The sequence below is a fragment of the Roseovarius tibetensis genome (assembly GCF_050896375.1).
In the GTDB taxonomy this organism is placed as follows: Bacteria; Pseudomonadota; Alphaproteobacteria; order Rhodobacterales; family Rhodobacteraceae; genus Roseovarius; species Roseovarius tibetensis.
Genome location: NZ_JBPBBB010000005.1, coordinates 15,769 through 33,287, shown reverse-complemented (window position 1 = coordinate 33,287; position 17,519 = coordinate 15,769). Strand labels below are relative to the sequence as shown.

At 64.6% G+C, this 17,519-nt stretch carries 15 protein-coding genes and 1 tRNA gene; 9 read left to right on the top strand and 7 right to left on the bottom strand.

The features are described from left to right. Positions 1-126: 126 nt before the first annotated feature. From ACROSR_RS05180 to ACROSR_RS05155, 6 genes are all read left to right on the top strand, one after another. Entirely contained in the window at positions 127-1,449 is a 1,323-nt protein-coding gene (locus ACROSR_RS05180) for a lytic murein transglycosylase (RefSeq protein ID WP_432682753.1), read from the top strand. 341 nt (positions 1,450-1,790) lie between these two features. After that, on the top strand, positions 1,791-2,357 hold the full coding sequence (locus ACROSR_RS05175) for a F0F1 ATP synthase subunit delta (RefSeq protein WP_432682751.1): 567 nt from the start codon (positions 1,791-1,793) through the stop codon (positions 2,355-2,357). Next, the gene (gene atpA, locus ACROSR_RS05170) at positions 2,358-3,896 is read left to right on the top strand and encodes a F0F1 ATP synthase subunit alpha (protein ID WP_432682749.1); all 1,539 of its coding nucleotides are present in this window, start codon (positions 2,358-2,360) and stop codon (positions 3,894-3,896) included. A 15-nt stretch (positions 3,897-3,911) separates the two neighbouring features. Then, entirely contained in the window at positions 3,912-4,787 is an 876-nt protein-coding gene (locus ACROSR_RS05165; protein WP_432682747.1) for a F0F1 ATP synthase subunit gamma, read from the top strand. 19 nt (positions 4,788-4,806) lie between these two features. Continuing rightward, positions 4,807-6,231 carry a F0F1 ATP synthase subunit beta gene (atpD, locus tag ACROSR_RS05160; RefSeq protein ID WP_432682745.1) on the top strand — a complete coding sequence of 475 codons (1,425 nt, stop codon included), beginning with the start codon at positions 4,807-4,809 and terminating at the stop codon, positions 6,229-6,231. 40 nt (positions 6,232-6,271) lie between these two features. Beyond that, positions 6,272-6,697, top strand: a complete 426-nt coding sequence (locus tag ACROSR_RS05155; RefSeq protein ID WP_432682743.1) for a F0F1 ATP synthase subunit epsilon — start codon at positions 6,272-6,274, stop codon at positions 6,695-6,697. A 38-nt stretch (positions 6,698-6,735) separates the two neighbouring features. Here the strand turns inward: ACROSR_RS05155 and ACROSR_RS05150 are convergent, their stop codons facing one another. From ACROSR_RS05150 to ACROSR_RS05135, 4 genes are all read right to left on the bottom strand, one after another. Next, positions 6,736-7,869, bottom strand: coding sequence for a pyridoxal phosphate-dependent aminotransferase (locus tag ACROSR_RS05150; RefSeq protein ID WP_432682741.1), 1,134 nt, complete (start codon positions 7,867-7,869; stop codon positions 6,736-6,738). Between the two features lie 69 nt (positions 7,870-7,938). Then, positions 7,939-9,432 carry a D-alanyl-D-alanine carboxypeptidase/D-alanyl-D-alanine endopeptidase gene (gene dacB, locus ACROSR_RS05145; protein ID WP_432682739.1) on the bottom strand — a complete coding sequence of 498 codons (1,494 nt, stop codon included), beginning with the start codon at positions 9,430-9,432 and terminating at the stop codon, positions 7,939-7,941. A gap of 58 nt (positions 9,433-9,490) precedes the next feature. Beyond that, positions 9,491-10,120, bottom strand: coding sequence for a nicotinate-nucleotide adenylyltransferase (locus ACROSR_RS05140; RefSeq protein WP_432682737.1), 630 nt, complete (start codon positions 10,118-10,120; stop codon positions 9,491-9,493). Between the two features lie 69 nt (positions 10,121-10,189). Then, complete coding sequence (locus tag ACROSR_RS05135; protein ID WP_432682735.1) at positions 10,190-11,365, bottom strand: thiolase family protein; 1,176 nt, start codon at positions 11,363-11,365, stop codon at positions 10,190-10,192. A 98-nt stretch (positions 11,366-11,463) separates the two neighbouring features. On the opposite strand from ACROSR_RS05135, the gene ACROSR_RS05130 reads away from it, so the two are divergent. After that, positions 11,464-11,802, top strand: coding sequence for an STAS domain-containing protein (locus tag ACROSR_RS05130; protein WP_432682733.1), 339 nt, complete (start codon positions 11,464-11,466; stop codon positions 11,800-11,802). A gap of 63 nt (positions 11,803-11,865) precedes the next feature. Next, the gene (locus tag ACROSR_RS05125; protein ID WP_432682731.1) at positions 11,866-12,297 is read left to right on the top strand and encodes an ATP-binding protein; all 432 of its coding nucleotides are present in this window, start codon (positions 11,866-11,868) and stop codon (positions 12,295-12,297) included. Positions 12,298-12,515: 218 nt separating this feature from the next. On the opposite strand, the gene hspQ is transcribed toward ACROSR_RS05125, so the two are convergent. After that, complete coding sequence (hspQ, locus tag ACROSR_RS05120) at positions 12,516-12,842, bottom strand: heat shock protein HspQ (RefSeq protein WP_432682729.1); 327 nt, start codon at positions 12,840-12,842, stop codon at positions 12,516-12,518. 187 nt (positions 12,843-13,029) lie between these two features. Here hspQ and ACROSR_RS05115 point away from each other — a divergent pair, with 187 nt between their 5' ends. Beyond that, on the top strand, positions 13,030-13,632 hold the full coding sequence (locus tag ACROSR_RS05115; RefSeq protein WP_432682727.1) for a transglycosylase SLT domain-containing protein: 603 nt from the start codon (positions 13,030-13,032) through the stop codon (positions 13,630-13,632). A gap of 46 nt (positions 13,633-13,678) precedes the next feature. On the opposite strand, the gene ACROSR_RS05110 is transcribed toward ACROSR_RS05115, so the two are convergent. Together ACROSR_RS05110 and ACROSR_RS05105 are read right to left on the bottom strand one after the other, a co-directional pair. After that, positions 13,679-13,764 (bottom strand) — tRNA-Leu (locus tag ACROSR_RS05110). Positions 13,765-13,851: 87 nt separating this feature from the next. Beyond that, positions 13,852-17,475 (bottom strand): hydantoinase B/oxoprolinase family protein, encoded by a 3,624-nt coding sequence (locus ACROSR_RS05105; protein ID WP_432682725.1) that lies wholly within the window; start codon positions 17,473-17,475, stop codon positions 13,852-13,854. Positions 17,476-17,519: the final 44 nt, after the last annotated feature.

The following is a 17,519-nucleotide window of genomic DNA, read 5'->3' as shown; positions in this document are numbered from 1 at the left end:
GGCGTCCCGGCAATGACACGCCGCAAGATCGGCGGAAACGGTCCCATTTGTCCAAGATTGCTTCCGATTCTACCGTGATCGGGGTATACTCGCGGCAATCAAGAACGAGCGACAAGAGGCAGAACGATGCGCGCAAGTTTCCTGGGGCTGTCAGGCCTTTTCATCTGTGTATCGACAACCTGTGCGGTTGCTGCGGTCGATGAATCGTTGCGACCGCAGATCCGGCCCGGGTCTGGCCTGATCACCCCGGCCGCGGTGGTCATGGAAGCCGGACCGATCCGCAGCCTGCGACCCCAATCGCGACCCGAGACGACGGCTGTCGCCCAGACCGGCGCACCATCCGGATTCGACAGGTGGATCGCGGGGTTCCGCGGGCGGGCGCTGTCGCAGGGCATCGACGCGGCGGTCTTTGATCGGGCGTTCCGCAACGTGCGATACAACCCCGATATCGTGGCCAACGACCGCAACCAGTCGGAATTCAAGCGGGAGATCTGGGATTATCTGGACAGCGCGGTTTCGCCCGTACGTGTCGAGAACGGTCAGACCGCGCTGCGCCGGCATGACCGGACCCTGACCCGTATCGAGGCGCAATACGGCGTCGAGAAGGAGATCGTCACCGCGATCTGGGGCATGGAAAGCACCTATGGCGACAGGCTGGGCGATCTGCCGCTGATCGGCTCGATGGCGACGCTGGCCTTTGACGGCCGGCGCGGCGCCTTCTTCGAGAAACAACTCGTCGCGGCCCTCAGGATTCTGCAATCGGGCGACGTGCGCCCCGAGAACATGACGGGGTCATGGGCCGGCGCGATGGGGCACACGCAGTTCATGCCGACGTCGTACGAGGCCTACGCGGTCGATTTCACCGGCGATGGCAGGCGCGATGTCTGGTCGGACGACCCCACGGACGCGCTGGCCTCCACGGCGGCCTACCTCGAGCGGTTCGGGTGGCGCACCGGCATGCCGTGGGGCGTCGAGGTGCGCGTGCCGCAGGGCGCGTCCTTTGGCGATACCAAACGCATGCCGTCGGATTGGGCGACACGCGGCGTGGTCGGCACCGATGGTGCCCCGGTACGTGACTTCGGATCGGCGCGGATACTGCAACCGGCCGGGCCGGAGGGGGCGTCGTTCATGATCTTCGCCAATTTCGATGTGATAAAGCGCTACAACAATTCCGATGCCTACGCGCTTGGCGTGGGGCATCTCGCCGATCGCATTGCGGGTGGGCCACCGATCCGGGCAAGCTGGCCGCGCGGCTACGATCCGCTGTCCTTCGACGAGCGCAAGGAGATGCAGCGCCGGTTGAAAGGCAAAGGGTTCGCGATCGAGAAAATCGACGGGATCGTGGGGCCCAACACCGTGGCCGCGATCCGCGCGTTCCAGACGTCGGTGGGGGCCACGGTGGATGGGCTGCCTTCGCGAGGGCTTCTGGCACTGCTGAAACGGTCGTGATGCGCGGGGGTGTCGGCCGCGTTACAGACCACCCTGCGAGACCGCGACGCAGTTTGCGTCGAAATCAGCGCGGCAGAGGTGCACGGGAATCGCGAATTGGTTGTCAAAAGTGATGTTTTTTGAGCCTGAAAACCGACGCCTGCGACGTCTAACATACTAACCCAATGAAACCACGTGGTATTCATCGGCATACAAGGCATTCCAAGCGGCTTGCCGGGCGATGAAGGCTCTGCTACACCCCTGCCGAAATTCGAGGTGCCGAGCGGTACTTCGCACGCAATAACCCCCCGGACGTGACGCCGCGTCACAGCTACAAAAACCGGGGCCAGAACATCGGAAGGATGGACGTGTCCGAACCAGCTGCGATTTCTTCCGGCATTGCCGCGCGCTATGCCATTGCGATCTTTGAGCTTGCGAAGGAAAACGGATCTCTTGCACGGCTCGAAGAGAATACCGATGACCTCGCCACGGCGATGCGCGAAAGCGCGGACCTGAAGGCGCTGGTCGCGTCCCCGGTGCTTGGCCGTGCCGCGCAAAACGCCGCGATTACCGCGATCGCGGACAAGATGGATCTGGCGACCGAGCTGCGCAACGGTCTGGCGGTCATGACCAACAAGCGGCGGCTGTTCGTTTTGCCGCAACTGCTGGTGCAGCTCGATGCGTTGATCGCCGAGGACAAGGGCGAGGTCACCGCCGAGGTCACAAGCGCCAAGGCCCTGACCAAGGCGCAATCCGACAAGCTGGCCAAGACACTCAAGGCGCAGGTCGGCCGCGATGTGAAACTGAATGCGACCGTGGATGAAAGCCTCATCGGCGGTCTTGTTGTCAAAGTGGGCTCGAAGATGATCGACACCTCGATCCGCTCGCGGCTCGACTCCCTCCAGAATGCAATGAAAGAGGTCGGATAAATGGGTATCCAAGCGTCAGAGATTTCTGCGATCCTGAAGGACCAGATCAAGAATTTCGGCCAGGAGGCCGAGGTCGCCGAGATCGGCCGGGTCTTGTCGGTGGGTGACGGGATCGCACGGGTCTACGGTCTGGACAATGTGCAGGCCGGCGAACTCGTCGAGTTTCCGGGCGCGATCATGGGCATGGCGCTCAATCTCGAAACCGACAATGTCGGCGTCGTGATCTTCGGCTCGGACCGCGACATCAAGGAAGGCGACACCGTCAAGCGGACCAAGTCCATCGTGGACGTGCCGATCGGTGACGAGTTGCTCGGCCGGGTCGTGGATGGTCTGGGCAACCCGATCGACGGCAAGGGCCCGATCAAGACCAAGACCCGCGCCCTGGCCGATGTGAAGGCGCCGGGCATCATGCCGCGCAAATCGGTGCACGAGCCGATGGCGACCGGCCTGAAATCCGTGGACGCGATGATCCCGGTCGGGCGTGGCCAGCGCGAGCTGATCATCGGCGACCGCCAGACCGGCAAGACCGCCGTGGCGCTTGACACGATCCTCAACCAGAAGAACTACAACGACGCGGCCGGCGACGACGAGTACAAGAAACTGTACTGTGTCTATGTCGCGATCGGGCAGAAACGCTCGACCGTCGCGCAGCTTGTCAAGAAGCTCGAGGAAACCGGCGCGATCGAGTATTCGATCGTCGTGGCTGCCACCGCGTCGGACCCCGCGCCGATGCAGTTCCTCGCGCCCTACTCGGCCACCGCGATGGCCGAGCATTTCCGCGACAACGGCCGGCACGCGCTGATCGTTTATGACGACCTGTCCAAGCAGGCCGTCGCTTATCGCCAGATGTCGCTGCTGCTGCGCCGTCCGCCGGGCCGTGAAGCCTACCCCGGCGACGTGTTCTACCTGCACTCCCGCCTGCTGGAGCGGTCCGCAAAGCTCAACGAGGCCAATGGCTCGGGCTCTCTGACCGCGCTTCCCATCATCGAGACGCAGGCCGGCGACATCTCGGACTTCATCTCGACCAACGTGATCTCGATCACCGACGGTCAGATCTTCCTGGAAACCGATCTCTTCTACCAGGGCATCCGCCCGGCGGTGAATACCGGCCTGTCGGTCAGCCGTGTCGGCGGTTCGGCGCAGACCAACGCGATGAAATCCGTGGCCGGCCCGGTCAAGCTGGAACTGGCGCAATACCGCGAAATGGCGGCCTTCGCGCAGTTTGGCTCGGATCTGGACGCGGCGACGCAGCAGCTTCTGAACCGCGGCGCACGCCTGACCGAGCTGATGAAGCAGCCGCAATATTCGCCACTGACCAACGCGGAAATCGTCTGCGTCATCTATGCGGGTACGAAAGGCTATCTCGACAAGGTCAGCGTCGACGATGTCGGCCGCTTCGAGGAAGGTCTGCTCAAGCATCTGCGCGGAAAGCATCAGGATCTGCTCGATCACATCACCAAGGAAGACCCCAAGATCAAGGGCGAACCCGAGGAAAAGATCAAGGCTGCGCTGGACGAATTCGCCGCTGATTTCGCGTAAGGGGCAAATAGCGTCATGGCTAATCTCAAGGACCTGAAAACCCGGATCTCGTCGGTCAAGTCGACCCGCAAGATCACCAAGGCCATGCAGATGGTCGCCGCGGCGAAACTGCGCCGCGCTCAGGAGGCCGCGGAAATGTCGCGGCCCTACACGGAACGCTTCAACGCGGTCATCGCGAAACTGGCGGCCTCTGTCGGCGATGCGGACAACGCACCGGCGCTTCTGGCCGGCACGGGCGAGGACAAGGTGCACCTGCTGGTGGTGATGACCGCGGAACGCGGCCTGTGCGGCGGTTTCAACGGCAATATTGCCAAGCTGGCGCGGGCCGAGGCGGACTCGCTCATGGCCGAGGGCAAGACGGTCAAGATAATCACCGTCGGCAAGAAGGGCCGCGAGGCGATGAAACGTGACTATGGTCAGTATTTCGTCGATCACGTGGACCTGTCAGAGGTCAAGCGCATCAGCTATGCCGAAGCACAGATGATTGCCGGCAATGTGCTGAAGCGGTTTGATGCGGGCGAGTTCGACGTTGCCAAGATCTTCTATTCGGCGTTCCAGAACGTCGCGACGCAGATCCCGACAAAGCAGCAGATCATTCCCGCCGACGTGGGCGAGGTCGAGGAATCGGATGCCGACACGGTCTACGATTACGAGCCCGACGAACAGGCGATCCTGGCTGATCTGTTGCCGCGCGGTGTCGCCACGCAGATCTTCAGCGCGCTTCTGGAAAACGCGGCGTCGGAACAGGGCGCGCGGATGTCCGCGATGGATAACGCGACCCGAAACGCGGGCGAGATGATCGACGACCTGACGATCCAGTATAACCGCACCCGTCAGTCCGTGATCACAAACGAGCTGATTGAAATCATTTCCGGCGCGGAAGCGCTGTAAGACAAACCGGAGACCAAAAATGGCAAACGCAAAAGGCAAAGTGACCCAGGTCATCGGGGCCGTGGTGGACATCCAGTTCGGCGATCACCTGCCGGCGATCCTGAACGCGCTGGAAACCGACAATAACGGCAAACGCCTGGTGCTCGAGGTGGCGCAACATCTTGGCGAGAATACCGTGCGCTGCATCGCGATGGACGCGACCGAGGGACTCGTGCGCGGGCAAGAGGTCACCGACCTCGACGGACCGATCAGCGTGCCTGTTGGGGACGCGACGCTTGGCCGCATCATGAACGTGATCGGCGAGGCGATCGACGAGGGTGAACCGATCAAATCCTCCGAGACGCGCGCGATCCACCAGCCCGCCCCCGCCTTCGACGAGCAGTCGACCGAGAGCGAAATCCTCGTGACCGGGATCAAGGTTGTCGACCTGCTGGCGCCGTATTCCAAGGGCGGCAAGATCGGCCTCTTCGGCGGCGCCGGTGTCGGCAAGACGGTTCTCATCATGGAACTGATCAACAACATCGCCAAGGTGCACTCGGGCTACTCGGTGTTTGCCGGTGTCGGCGAGCGTACCCGCGAGGGCAACGATCTCTACCACGAGATGCTGGAATCGAACGTCATCAAGCCCGACAACCTGACGGAGTCGCAGGTGGCGCTGGTCTACGGCCAGATGAACGAGCCGCCGGGCGCGCGTGCGCGTGTCGCTCTGACCGGCCTGACGCTGGCCGAGAACTTCCGCGACTCGTCGGGGTCCGACGTGCTGTTCTTCGTGGACAACATCTTCCGCTTCACGCAGGCCGGGTCCGAGGTGTCGGCGCTTCTGGGCCGCATTCCGTCCGCCGTGGGCTACCAGCCGACGCTGGCGACCGACATGGGCCAGATGCAGGAGCGCATCACCTCGACCAAGGCTGGCTCGATCACATCTATCCAGGCGGTTTACGTGCCCGCGGACGACTTGACCGACCCGGCCCCCGCGACGACCTTTGCGCACCTCGACGCGACAACGGTTCTCAACCGCGCGATCTCCGAGCTGGGCATCTATCCGGCCGTTGACCCGCTCGACTCGAACTCGCGCCTGATGGACCCGCAGATCGTCGGCGAAGAGCATTACCAGGTGGCGCGCGACGTGCAGGGCATCCTGCAACGCTACAAGGCCCTGCAGGACATCATCGCCATTCTCGGCATGGACGAACTCTCCGAGGAGGACAAGCTGACCGTGGCGCGTGCCCGCAAGATCCAGCGTTTCCTGTCGCAGCCGTTCGACGTGGCCAAGGTGTTCACCGGCTCCGATGGCATCCAGGTGCCGCTGGAGGATACGATCGCCTCGTTCAAGGCGGTGGTCGCCGGGGAATACGATCACCTTCCCGAAGGTGCCTTCTACATGGTCGGCGGCATCGAGGATGTGAAAGCCAAGGCCGAGAAGATGGCCGCAGACGCCGCATAATTGTCAGGTGGGGCATGCCCCACCACAGCAGGAGGCCGATATGGCTGAGACAGTGCAATTCGATCTGGTAAGCCCCGAGCGGCTTCTGGCATCCATGGCCGTCGACGAGGTGCAACTCCCTGGAGCCGATGGCGACTTGACGGCAATGGCGCATCACGCACCGCTCATCACGACGCTGCGTCCCGGTCTTGTCCGGGTCGCAGGCCGCGAGGGTGAAAAGGAATATGTTGTCACCGGCGGGTTCGCAGAGATCGACGGAGAGAGCATTTCGGTGCTGGCCGAACAGGCCGTGGCGCGCGAAGACATGACGCAGGAACAGATGACGGCAATGGTGGATTCGGCGACCGAAAAGCTGAATACCGCCAAGGAAACCTACGTCAACGAGCCTGGCCCCGTTGACGAGGCCACAAAGCTGTTGTCGGACATGATGGCGGTTGGAGAGCGGATCGGCCTCTCGACCCACTGAAATCTCCGACCGGGTGTGTGACCATCACACCTTTCGCGTCACGAATTGATAGTTGCAGCGGCCTCTTCGGAGGCCGCTTGCCTTAGGGCATCCGGCAGCGCCCGCGCCAGCACCTCCAGATCCTCCGGACGTCCGCAACTGATGCGGATACAGCGATCTAGCGGGGCGACCCCCGGCATCCGCACGAACACGCCGCGCGCCTGCAATGCCGTCAGCACGTCGCGGGCAAACACGCCGTCACGCCCGCAATCGACAGCCACGAAATTCGTGGCCGATGGCGCAGCGTCGAGGCCGTTATCCCGTGCAATCCGGCTGATCCTGTCTCGCGCCTCGCCGACCTCGGTCTGCACATGGGCCAGCCAGTCTGCGTCCTGCAGCGCGGCATGCGCGCCGGCCTGTGCCATCCGTGTCATGCCGAAATGGTTGCGGATCTTGTCAAAGCTCTTGATCAGCGGCGCGGCCCCGATGGCATATCCGACGCGCGCGCCGGCCATGCCATACGCCTTGGAAAAGGTGCGCATACGGATCACGCGGGGGTCCTCAGCACCGATCTCGGCCGCCGTGCCGTCGGGCGCAAACTCCGCATAGGCTTCGTCGAGGCATAGCAGGCAGCCCTCGGGCAGCGTCTCCAACGCCGCCACGATGTCGGCGCCGCGCCGCCACGTGCCCATCGGGTTGTCGGGATTTGCAAGGTAAAGCAGTTTCGCATCCACAGCCCGCGCCGTCTCGATCAGCGCCGGCAAATCCTCGTGATCGTCCCGGTACGGCACCTTGTGCAGCGCGCCGCCATAGCCGTTCACATGGTAGTTGAACGTCGGATAGGCGCCGTCCGAAGTGACCACCGCATCACCGGGCGCTATCAGCAACCGAACGAGATTGCCCAGAAGCCCGTCGATCCCCTCGCCGACCAGCACGTTCTCGGGGGCCACGCCCATGTGATCGGCCAGCGCCGCGCGGAGGTCGTGGCAATCAGGATCGCCGTATTTCCAGACCTCCGTTGCCTCGGCGCGCATCGCCTCGATCACCGCGGGCGACGGGCCGAACAGGCTTTCATTGGCGCCAAGACGGGCCGCGAAGGGGGCGCCGCGCTGGCGCTCAAGCTCTTCGGGGCCGACAAACGGCACGTTGGCAGGCAGGCTGTCGATCAGCGGGGTGTAGCGTGGTGTATCCATGCGGGTAATTAACGGGATGCGCCGCGATCTTGCAAGCCTGCCCTGCGCAAACGGCCGGGCCGCGCCGGCTCAGCCGCCATGCACCACGCTCCAGCGTTCGATGAGGGCTTGTTGCAGGTCCTTGGCGCGCCGGTTCCAGCCGCGCGCACCGGGCGGGCGTTCATCGCGCGAGGGGTCGATGCCGTCACGCAGGCTGTCGCTTGACGCAAAGATGGCAAAGGTCAGATCTGCGCCCTGCGGCGTTGTGACATAGCCCGCGAGGCCGCTGACGAAATAAAGCGTGCCGGTCTTCGCCAGCACCTCAAGCGGATGATTGCGATCCACCCGACCATTTGCGTCGCGCATCCTGTGTTCGCGCAACAGGGGTCTGAGCAGGCCCGCATCCCGCGCCCGAGCCAACCCCTGCGCCGTTGATGCGGCCGTCAGGCGCGACCGGTCGCTAAGGCCGGAATGATCCCGCAGGTCTGTCCCGCTCATCCCGAGATCGTCGGCCGCCCACGCGCTCATCGCCTGCGCCGAGCGCTCCAGTGGCAGCGCGCGCCCCTGCCGCTGCGCCGTTGCCGTCATGCCAACAAGCTCGGCGGTGATGTTGGTGGAATACTCCAGCATGTCGCGCAGGATGCTGTCCAGCGGCGCGCTGTGATGGGTCACGAACACGCTGCCTTTGGGCAGATCGTCAACCACCTCGGCCGTGCCGAGGGCGATGCCGTGCGACCGGGCCAGCGTCGCGAAGACCTCTGCAGTGTAAAGCTCGGGCTTGCGCACCGGCAGCCAGCGCGCCCCGCCAGAGCCCAAGGCGCCGCGTGCCACGCTCCAATCGTCGCGCTCTCCTGCGTCTTCGTAGGTATAGACCGGGCCGCGACGGTCGGCGACCTGCATCTGCGCGACGGTCACATCCGGACGGTAGCGGCCCGCGCGGGCATCCATCGAGACCTCGTATGTGCCGCCCGCGCGTTTCCATTCGAAATGCACGCGGTTGAAGTTGAGGTTCAGCCCCGACAGCGCGGGATTGTAGCCCACATGCTCTGGCTGGCGCTCGTCGATCGCGCGCTTGAAGGGCACGGCCCCGCCCCAGACCAGGAACCGTCCATCCAGCGCATGCATGCCGGCGGCCTTCATCCCTTCGGCAAGGCTTGCGAGTGCGCGTGTGTCCAGCGTCGGATCACCGCCACCGGCAAGCACAAGATCGCCTTTCAGCACGCCTTTGTCCAATACGCCGGTCGCGATCAGGCGGGTGGCGAAGCGGTAGTCGGACCCAAGGGTGTCGAGTGCATATAGCGCCGTGATCGCCTTGGTCACACTCGCCGGTGGCAGACCCGTCGCACCATCGTGTTGTTCCAGCACGCGGCCGGTCTCGGCCTCCGCCACGGCGAAACCGACCCGTCCCGAAAGCCGCGCCCGGTCGATAAGTGACTCAGCCCCCGGCGCGCGCCGCGCCGCGCCGCCAGCGGGACGCGCGACCGGGCGCAGCGACACCGCCGGAGCATCGGCCATCGCCGCCCCGCCGGCAATCGCCGACAGCGCGGTGCCAAGGAATAGTCGTCTTGAAACATACCGTGTCATGGGGACGACCTAACCGCAGGATTGCGACCGGCGCAATCGGCTTTCGCGTAGGTGGGGATCATCTGCGATCGTCGGGGTCAGGCGGGGTTGCGACGGATCGACCTTGGGCGCGCAGGGCGCTTGACGAGATATCCACCATCGGCACGTTGACAAAACACCATTTCGGGGCCGGGACATGCCCGAGAATCCGGCTGGCGCGGGCGGGCAATTGTACATGACGGTATATCCGCGCCGCGGGCGACATTCGCGCCGAGATCCGCTGACCGGGTCGGGCAAGCACCCCGACCGGCACGCTCTCGATGATGCGCCGCCAGTCCTGCCAACGATGGAACTGTGCGAGGTTGTCGGCCCCCATCAGCCAGACGAAGCGTACGCCGGGTGCGGCCTGCCGCAATGCGTCAAGTGTCTGCGCGGTATGACGGGTGCCCGCGCGGGCCTCGAAATCCGTGACCTCGATGCGCGGGTGATCGACCAGCGCGCGTGCCGCGTGCAGGCGCGCGGTCAGCGGCGCCGGGCCATGGGGCTTGAGCGGGTTGCCCGGACTGACCAGCCACCACAGCCGATCCAGCCCGAACCGCTTGAGCGCCTCGCGGCTGATATGCAGATGACCGGCATGCGGCGGATCGAAGGACCCGCCCAGAAGGCCGATCACCTGACCGGAACGGGCATGTGGCAAGGCGTGTCTCATGCCCCCGTCATCGTCAGACAGGGGCGCGGTGTAAAGCGGAAAGACCCCCAAACGGCCCCGATGCGCCGGTCACGCCACCCGTTCGATGGCGATTGCCGTACCCTCGCCGCCCCCGATGCAGATCGCCGCCACGCCGCGCTGCAGGTCGCGGGTTTCCAGCGCGTTGAGCAGCGTCACAATGATCCGCGCCCCCGAGGCGCCGATGGGATGGCCAAGCGCGCAGGCCCCGCCATGCACGTTCACCTTCTCGCGCGGCACGCCCATCTCGTGCATGAAGGCCATGGGCACCACCGCGAAGGCCTCATTGACCTCCCACAGATCGACGTCATCGGTTGACCATCCGATCCGCTGCAACAGCTTCTGCGCCGCCGGCACCGGCGCCGTCGTGAACCAGCCCGGCGCCTGCGCGTGGCTGGCATGCCCAAGGATACGTGCGCGTATGGTCAGGCCCTGCGCCCGCGCCGCGTCGTGCGAGGCCAGGACCAGTGCCGCCGCCCCGTCGCTGATCGAGCTTGCATTCGCGGGCGTCACAGTGCCGCCCTCGCGGAAGGCGGGCTTGAGATGCGGGATCTTGTCGGGGCGGGCTGTGCCGGGTTGCTCGTCGGTGCTGACCGTGACCTCGCCCTTGCGGGTCTTCAGCGTCACGGGCACGATCTCTGACGCGAACACCCCCGATTTCTGCGCGTCGAGCGCGCCTTGCAGCGAGCCGAGCGCGTAGTCGTCCTGCGCCTCGCGCGTGAACTGGAACTTTTCCGCGCAGTCCTCGGCGAAGGTGCCCATCAGGCGACCCTTGTCATACGCATCCTCGAGCCCGTCGAGAAACATGTGATCGATCGCGGCGGCGTGTCCCAGACGCGCGCCACCGCGCATCTTGGGCAAGAGATAGGGGGCGCAGGACATCGACTCCATCCCCCCCGCGATCATCGTGGCGGTATGACCGAGCGCGATCTGGTCAAAGCCCATCATCGCTGCCTTCATGCCAGAGCCGCACATCTTGTTGAGCGTGGTGGCAGGCACATCCGCGTCAAGACCGGCGGCAAATCCCGCCTGCCGCGCCGGGGCCTGCCCCTGCCCCGCCGGCAGCACGCAACCCATCAGAACCTCGTCCACCGTGTTACATCCGGCGGCCGTCAAGGCCGCCTTGATGGCCTCCCCGCCAAGGACCGATGCCGGCACACCGTCGAAATCGCCCTGAAAACCACCGAGTGGCGTACGCACCGCCCCCGCGATCACAACCTCGTTCATCCTGTGCCCTCCTTGATGGATGCCCGATCCGCGCATACCGGATGGTAAGGAATCGGGTCTAGTGTCAGTCGCGGAAAGCATATCACGCCGGAGGCAGCATGGAACTCTCAACGACCCTTGACGGGACCACCACCGTCGTACACGTCAACGCCGCCCGTATCGACGCGGCAGCGGCCATCGCGTTCAAGGATGCCCTGCGCGAGGCGGTCGCGCAGGGATCGGATGACGTGGTGCTGGACCTCGGCGAGGTCACATTCGTCGATTCAAGCGGTCTTGGCGCGATTGTCGCGGCGATGAAGAACCTGGGGCATGGGCGCCGGCTGGATCTGGCCGGGCTGACACCCGACGTGGCCAAGGTCTTTCGCCTGACGCGCATGGATACGGTGTTCGTGATCCATGACAGGATCGATCACCTGAGTGCGCGCGCGCCGGGATGATCGCCGCGCGACGTCGCGACCAACGAACCATGTCAGACTGACGGGAATACAAGCGCGCAGATCATGACAGGCGAGATTACCTTACGCTGCAACGCCACCGCTCTGGACGTGCGCCACATGCTCGACACCTTGCGTGCGCACCTTTTGAACGAACCTCTTCCCGACGATGTCTGCGGCAATATCGAGATCGCGATGGCCGAGGCGCTCAACAATATTGTTGAACACGCGTACTATCCGGGCTCTGCGGGGACAATCATGCTGACAGTGCGGATCGGCCCGAGCCGCGTGTCCTGCGAGGTGCGCGATCACGGCGTCGCGTTACCGGGCCTTGGACCGCTTTCGGGGTTGCCGCCGGACGTCTCTGGTCTGCGCGCATCCCTTCCGGAAGGGGGTTTTGGTTGGTCCCTCATCCATGCCTTGACCGCCAGGCTGTGCTATTTGCGCGATGGGGCCGAGAACCGGCTGGTTCTCGATTTCGACCGCGGGACGCCATGAGGGTCGCGGCGCACCGGCTGCGACCGCCATATGGTCACAATACGGGCAAATCGCTGACACGAACCCGGCGTAGCGTATTCATGTAGCCGAAAGGCTGCCCTCGACGCCGCGTATCATTGCCCCCGCCACTGCGCGGCGTCGAGGTCACGAGGCCCTGAAAACGCTGTTTCACATACCGAATTCGGGCAGCACAGCGTGCTACCCCGCGCGTCACACGTTTAATTCAACTGGAATTGCAGGGGATACTGGCCGTCCTCGAACGGGCCGAACAGATCGGGGATGTCCGGATGGTCCACGGGTTCGCCCGAATAATCGGCCACGAGGTTCTGCTCGCTGACATAGGCGATGTAGAAACTTTGATCGTTTTCGGCCAGAAGATGGTAGAATGGCTGTTCCTTCGAGGGGCGGCTATCCTCGGGGATCGACGCATACCATTCGTCGGTATTGGCGAATTGCGGATCGACGTCGAAAACAACCCCGCGGAACGGGTGTTTCTTGTGACGGACCACTTGGCCCAGGTGATATTTGGCGCGTTGTTTCATCATGCTTCTTTCGAGTTTAACAGACGAGCGTACGGGTACAAGGTCGGGTGCACGTATTCTTGGCTGAAATCCGCGACACACGGTTGGCAACAGAATGCCTGACGCAGATGTGGTGTCAATGCGGGCAAATTCGTGTTTCCCACCGCTTGCCGTTTCGGCTATGTTCGGCCAAAACGAAAGCGAGAGGCAGATGAGCAGAACTCTTCGCGCACTGGCCGTCCTTTTCCTGCTGTCGTCCTGCGGTGGTGGAACCGGGTATGGTACGGCCCCGCGCAATCTAGACAACGCTTGTGCGATCATTTCGGAACGCCCCGAATATGCGCGCGCGTTTCGCGCCAGCGAACGCAGGTGGGGCATCCCGGCGCATGTGCAGATGGCAACCATCCACCAGGAAAGCAAATTCATCAGTGATGCGCGCACTCCGTTTCGCTACAGTCTGGGGGTGATCCCGCGGGGTCGGATCAGTTCGGCCTACGGGTATTCACAGGCCCTGGACGGGACCTGGGACGAATACCGCGCGGAAACCAACCGGCGCGCGGCGCGGCGCACCAACATCCACGATGCGGCGGATTTCATCGGCTGGTACATGTCGAAATCAAGCGACCGCCTGGGGCTGTCGCCGTTCGACGCGCGCAACCAGTATCTTGCCTATCACGAGGGACGCACCGGGTTCTCTCGCGGGAACCACAACAGCAAACCATGGCTGTTGCGTGTGTCGGACAACGTGGCGGGGCGCGCCGCCCGGTATCGCGCCCAGCTTGGCAGTTGTCGTGCGGGGCGCGGTCTCGTGTAAACGGGTGCGCGCCGACCGGGCCGGCATCGCATCCCGGATTAATGTCTGGTGCGGGCGGCCGGACTTGAACCGGCACGGCCTTTCGGCCCAGGCATTTTAAGTGCCATGTGTCTACCATTCCACCACGCCCGCACGGCGCATCCGGCACTGCCAGACCGGGGGTGGACCTAATACCGTCACGCGCCGAAAACAACGCCTCTCGCGCGCGTCGCGCAGTGATCACCCCTTTCCATAGCCACCAGCCGTCGGCGTGGTGACCGTGATCGTCTCGCCCGCCGCAAGCTGGGTCTGCGCGCAGGCATCCAGAACCTCATCGCGCCCGTCAAGGTGATGCACGACAGTGCGCCCCGCGCGCCCCGCGCCGCCGCCCGCGATACCCTGCGGCGGCCGTGTCCGGTGCGACGACAGGATCGCGCAATCCATGTCTTGAAGGAAACGCAGCCGCCGATGCGTGCCATCGCCGGCGTGAAACGCGCCCGTCCCGCCCGAGCCTTGGACCAGCGAGAAATCTTCCAGCAGCACGGGAAAGCGCAGCTCCAGCACCTCGGGGTCGGTCAGGCGCGAATTGGTCATGTGGACATGCACCCCGTCGGTGCCGTGAAAGCCAACGCCTGAATTCATCCGCCCCGCGGGCGAGCCCGAGCATATCGTCTCGTAATACTGGTACTGGGCATTGCCGAAGGTCAGGTTGTTCATGGTGCCTTGCGAATTGGCGATTGCGCCGAGGGCCGCGAACAGCGCGTTGGTGACATGCTGCGAGGTCTCGACATTGCCGGCCACCACCGCGCGCGGATAGGCGGGTTTCAGCATCGAGCCGTCAGGAATGCGGATTCGCAGCGGCCGCAGGCACCCGGCATTCATCGGGATCGGCGCCTCGACCATCACCCGAAAGACGTAAAGCACCGCGGCGCGCGTCACCGGTTCGGGCGCGTTGAAATTGTTGCCCTGCGCGTCACTGGTCCCGGTGAAGTCGATCAGCGCCTCGCGGGCGTCGTGATCGACGGTGATCTTGACGCGGATCGTCTGGCCGGTATCGGTGGGGTAGTCGTACTCGCAATCCTCAAGCTTGCCGATCAGGCGGCGCACCTCCTCGGCGGCGTTGTCCTGCACATGGCCCATATAGGCGTGCACCACGTCGAGGCCGAATTCACCCACCATGCGCCGCAACTCGGCGATGCCGCGCGCATTCGCGGCGATCTGCGCCTTGAGGTCCGCGACGTTCTGATCGGGATTGCGGCAGGGCCAGGGGTGATCGGTCAGCAATTCGCGCAGCGCGTCCTCGCGGAAGGTGCCGCGATGGACGACTCGGAAGTTGTCGATCAGCACGCCCTCTTCGTCCACGGTCGTGGCCAACGGCGTCATCGACCCCGGCGCGGTGCCGCCGACATCGGCGTGATGCCCGCGCGAGGCGACCCAGAACAGGATCGCCTCGCCTGCATCGTCGAAGACCGGCGTGACCACTGTGATATCGGGCAGATGCGTGCCGCCATTATAAGGCGCGTTCAGCGCGAAGACATCGCCGGGATTCACGTCCCCCTCGTTGAGACGAATCACGGTTTCCACGGATCGGTCCATCGATCCCAGATGCACCGGCATGTGCGGCGCATTGGCCACCAGCGCGCCCGAGGCGTCGAAGACCGCGCAGGAAAAATCCAGCCGTTCCTTGATGTTGACCGATTGCGCGGTGTTCTGCAGAGCCACGCCCATCTGTTCGGCAATGTTCATGTAGAGATTATTGAACACTTCCAGCAGCACCGGATCGGCCTTTTCGGTGCCGATCGCCTGATCGCGCCGCAACTCCATGTGCCGGCTGAGCAGCACATGATCGCGGGCGGTGATCGTGGCTTGCCAGCCCGGCTCGACCACGATGGTCTGGTTGGGCTCGATGATCAGGGCGGGACCGCGCAGTTGGTCGCCGGGGTCGAGCCCCTCGCGGTGAAACACCGCAGCCTCGTGCCATGTTCCGCCCGAAAACATCGGCGCGCGACGGTCGCTGGTCGCTTCGCCGCCTGTCTCGGACTTCAGATCTTCCGGCGCGGCGGCGGGATCCGCCTCGAATCCCTCCATCTCGACCGCCTCGATCATCAGGCGTTTTTCGGGGCTGACAAAGCTGAACTGCGCCTGGTGCGCGGCCTCGAACTCGGCCTGTGCGGCGGCCAGATCGCTGCCGTCGAACAGCACGGGCAACGGCGTATCGGTGCCCTCGTATTTGAGGTGCAGCTTGGCGCGCGTCGCGACGGCGTCCCGGTCAAGGCCCTGATTGTGCAACTCGTCGAGAACCTCGCTGCGCAGGGCCTCCAACGCGGCGTCGATCTCTGCGCGGCTGGCCTCTTCGAACGGGGCCTCCAGCGCCTTTTGCCGTGTGGTGAAGACGCGGGCGAGCCCGATCCCGTAGGCCGACAGCAACCCCGACAGCGGGTGGATCAGGATCGATTCCATGCCAAGCGCATCCGCCACGAGGCAGGCGTGCTGCCCGCCGGCCCCGCCAAAGGAATTCAGCAGGTAGCGCGTCACGTCGTAGCCGCGCTGCACGCTGATCTTCTTGATCGCGCCGGCCATGTTCTCGATCGCGATATGGATGAACCCCTCGGCGACCTCTTCGGGGCTGCGGCCCTCGCCGGTCTCGGCGGCGATCGCCTTGAACTGCTCGGCCACCGTCTTGCGGTCGAGCGTCTGGTCCTGCCCTGGCCCGAAGATCGCCGGGAACAGTTCGGGATTGAGCTTGCCCAGCATGACATTGGCGTCGGTCACGGTCAGCGGGCCACCGCGCCGGTAGCACGCCGGGCCGGGATCGGCACCCGCCGAGTCCGGGCCGACGCGAAAGCGCCCCGGTTCGGCATGCAGGATCGACCCGCCCCCCGCCGCGACGGTGTGAACCCGCATCATCGGCGCACGCATCCGCACGCCTGCAACCTCGGTATCCAGCGCGCGTTCATAGTCGCCGGCAAAATGCGCGACATCCGTGGAGGTGCCGCCCATGTCAAAGCCGATGACCTTGTCGAAACCGGCAATCTCGGCGGTGCGCGCCATGCCCACGACGCCGCCCGCCGGACCCGACAGGATCGCGTCCTTGCCCTGAAACCGCTCGGCCGCCGTCAGCCCGCCCGAGGACATCATGAATTGCAGCGTCGGGCCGGTCTCGCCCGCCCGCGTTGCACCAAGCGCGTCCTTCACCCGTGCCACGTATCTGCGCAGGATGGGCGAAAGATAGGCATCGACCACGGTCGTGTCGCCACGCCCCACCAGCTTGATCAACGGCGAGATCTCGTGGCTGACCGACACCTGGTCAAAGCCTTTGGCGCGCACATGCGCGGCCAGCGCAATCTCGTGTTCCGGGTTGCGCCAGGCATGCATCAGGACGATCGCCACCGCGTCGATGCCGTCCGCGCGCAGCGCGTCCAGATCCTTGTCCAGCATCGCGGGGTCGAGCGGTGTTTCCACCGTGCCGTCGGCATGCAGGCGTTCCTCGACCTCCACAACACGCTCGTACAGCATTTCGGGCAGGATGATCTGCTTGGCGAAGATATCGGGCCGGGCCTGGTAGCCAAGGCGCAACGCATCGCGAAAGCCGCGCGTGATCAGCAGCGCGGTGCGGTCGCCCTTGCGCTCCAGCAGGCCGTTGGTGGCCACGGTCGTGCCCATCCGCACGGTGCCGATCCGGACGGGGTCGATGCCGGCCGCATCCGGGGCCCCGAGCACTTGCCGGATGCCCTCGATCGCAGCGTCCTCGTAGGCCTCGTCATTGTCCGACAGCAACTTGAGCGGATGCAGGGCACCGTCGGGCGCGCGTCCGATCACATCGGTGAACGTGCCGCCACGATCGATCCAGAAATCCCAACGCATGCCTGTTTCCGCCATGATCCGCCCTTCTGCTTTCGGTACATGGC

Coding starts and splice junctions, on each gene's coding strand:
- ACROSR_RS05165 (WP_432682747.1), top strand. CDS start 3,912: ATGGCTAATCTCAAGGACCTGAAAACCCGGATCTCGTCGGTCAAGTCG.
- atpA (WP_432682749.1), top strand. CDS start 2,358: ATGGGTATCCAAGCGTCAGAGATTTCTGCGATCCTGAAGGACCAGATC.
- ACROSR_RS05175 (WP_432682751.1), top strand. CDS start 1,791: ATGGACGTGTCCGAACCAGCTGCGATTTCTTCCGGCATTGCCGCGCGC.
- ACROSR_RS05105 (WP_432682725.1), bottom strand. CDS start 17,475: ATGCGTTGGGATTTCTGGATCGATCGTGGCGGCACGTTCACCGATGTG.
- ACROSR_RS05125 (WP_432682731.1), top strand. CDS start 11,866: ATGACAGGCGAGATTACCTTACGCTGCAACGCCACCGCTCTGGACGTG.
- ACROSR_RS05140 (WP_432682737.1), bottom strand. CDS start 10,120: ATGAGACACGCCTTGCCACATGCCCGTTCCGGTCAGGTGATCGGCCTT.
- dacB (WP_432682739.1), bottom strand. CDS start 9,432: ATGACACGGTATGTTTCAAGACGACTATTCCTTGGCACCGCGCTGTCG.
- ACROSR_RS05135 (WP_432682735.1), bottom strand. CDS start 11,365: ATGAACGAGGTTGTGATCGCGGGGGCGGTGCGTACGCCACTCGGTGGT.
- ACROSR_RS05130 (WP_432682733.1), top strand. CDS start 11,464: ATGGAACTCTCAACGACCCTTGACGGGACCACCACCGTCGTACACGTC.
- hspQ (WP_432682729.1), bottom strand. CDS start 12,842: ATGATGAAACAACGCGCCAAATATCACCTGGGCCAAGTGGTCCGTCAC.
- ACROSR_RS05180 (WP_432682753.1), top strand. CDS start 127: ATGCGCGCAAGTTTCCTGGGGCTGTCAGGCCTTTTCATCTGTGTATCG.
- ACROSR_RS05115 (WP_432682727.1), top strand. CDS start 13,030: ATGAGCAGAACTCTTCGCGCACTGGCCGTCCTTTTCCTGCTGTCGTCC.
- ACROSR_RS05150 (WP_432682741.1), bottom strand. CDS start 7,869: ATGGATACACCACGCTACACCCCGCTGATCGACAGCCTGCCTGCCAAC.
- atpD (WP_432682745.1), top strand. CDS start 4,807: ATGGCAAACGCAAAAGGCAAAGTGACCCAGGTCATCGGGGCCGTGGTG.
- ACROSR_RS05155 (WP_432682743.1), top strand. CDS start 6,272: ATGGCTGAGACAGTGCAATTCGATCTGGTAAGCCCCGAGCGGCTTCTG.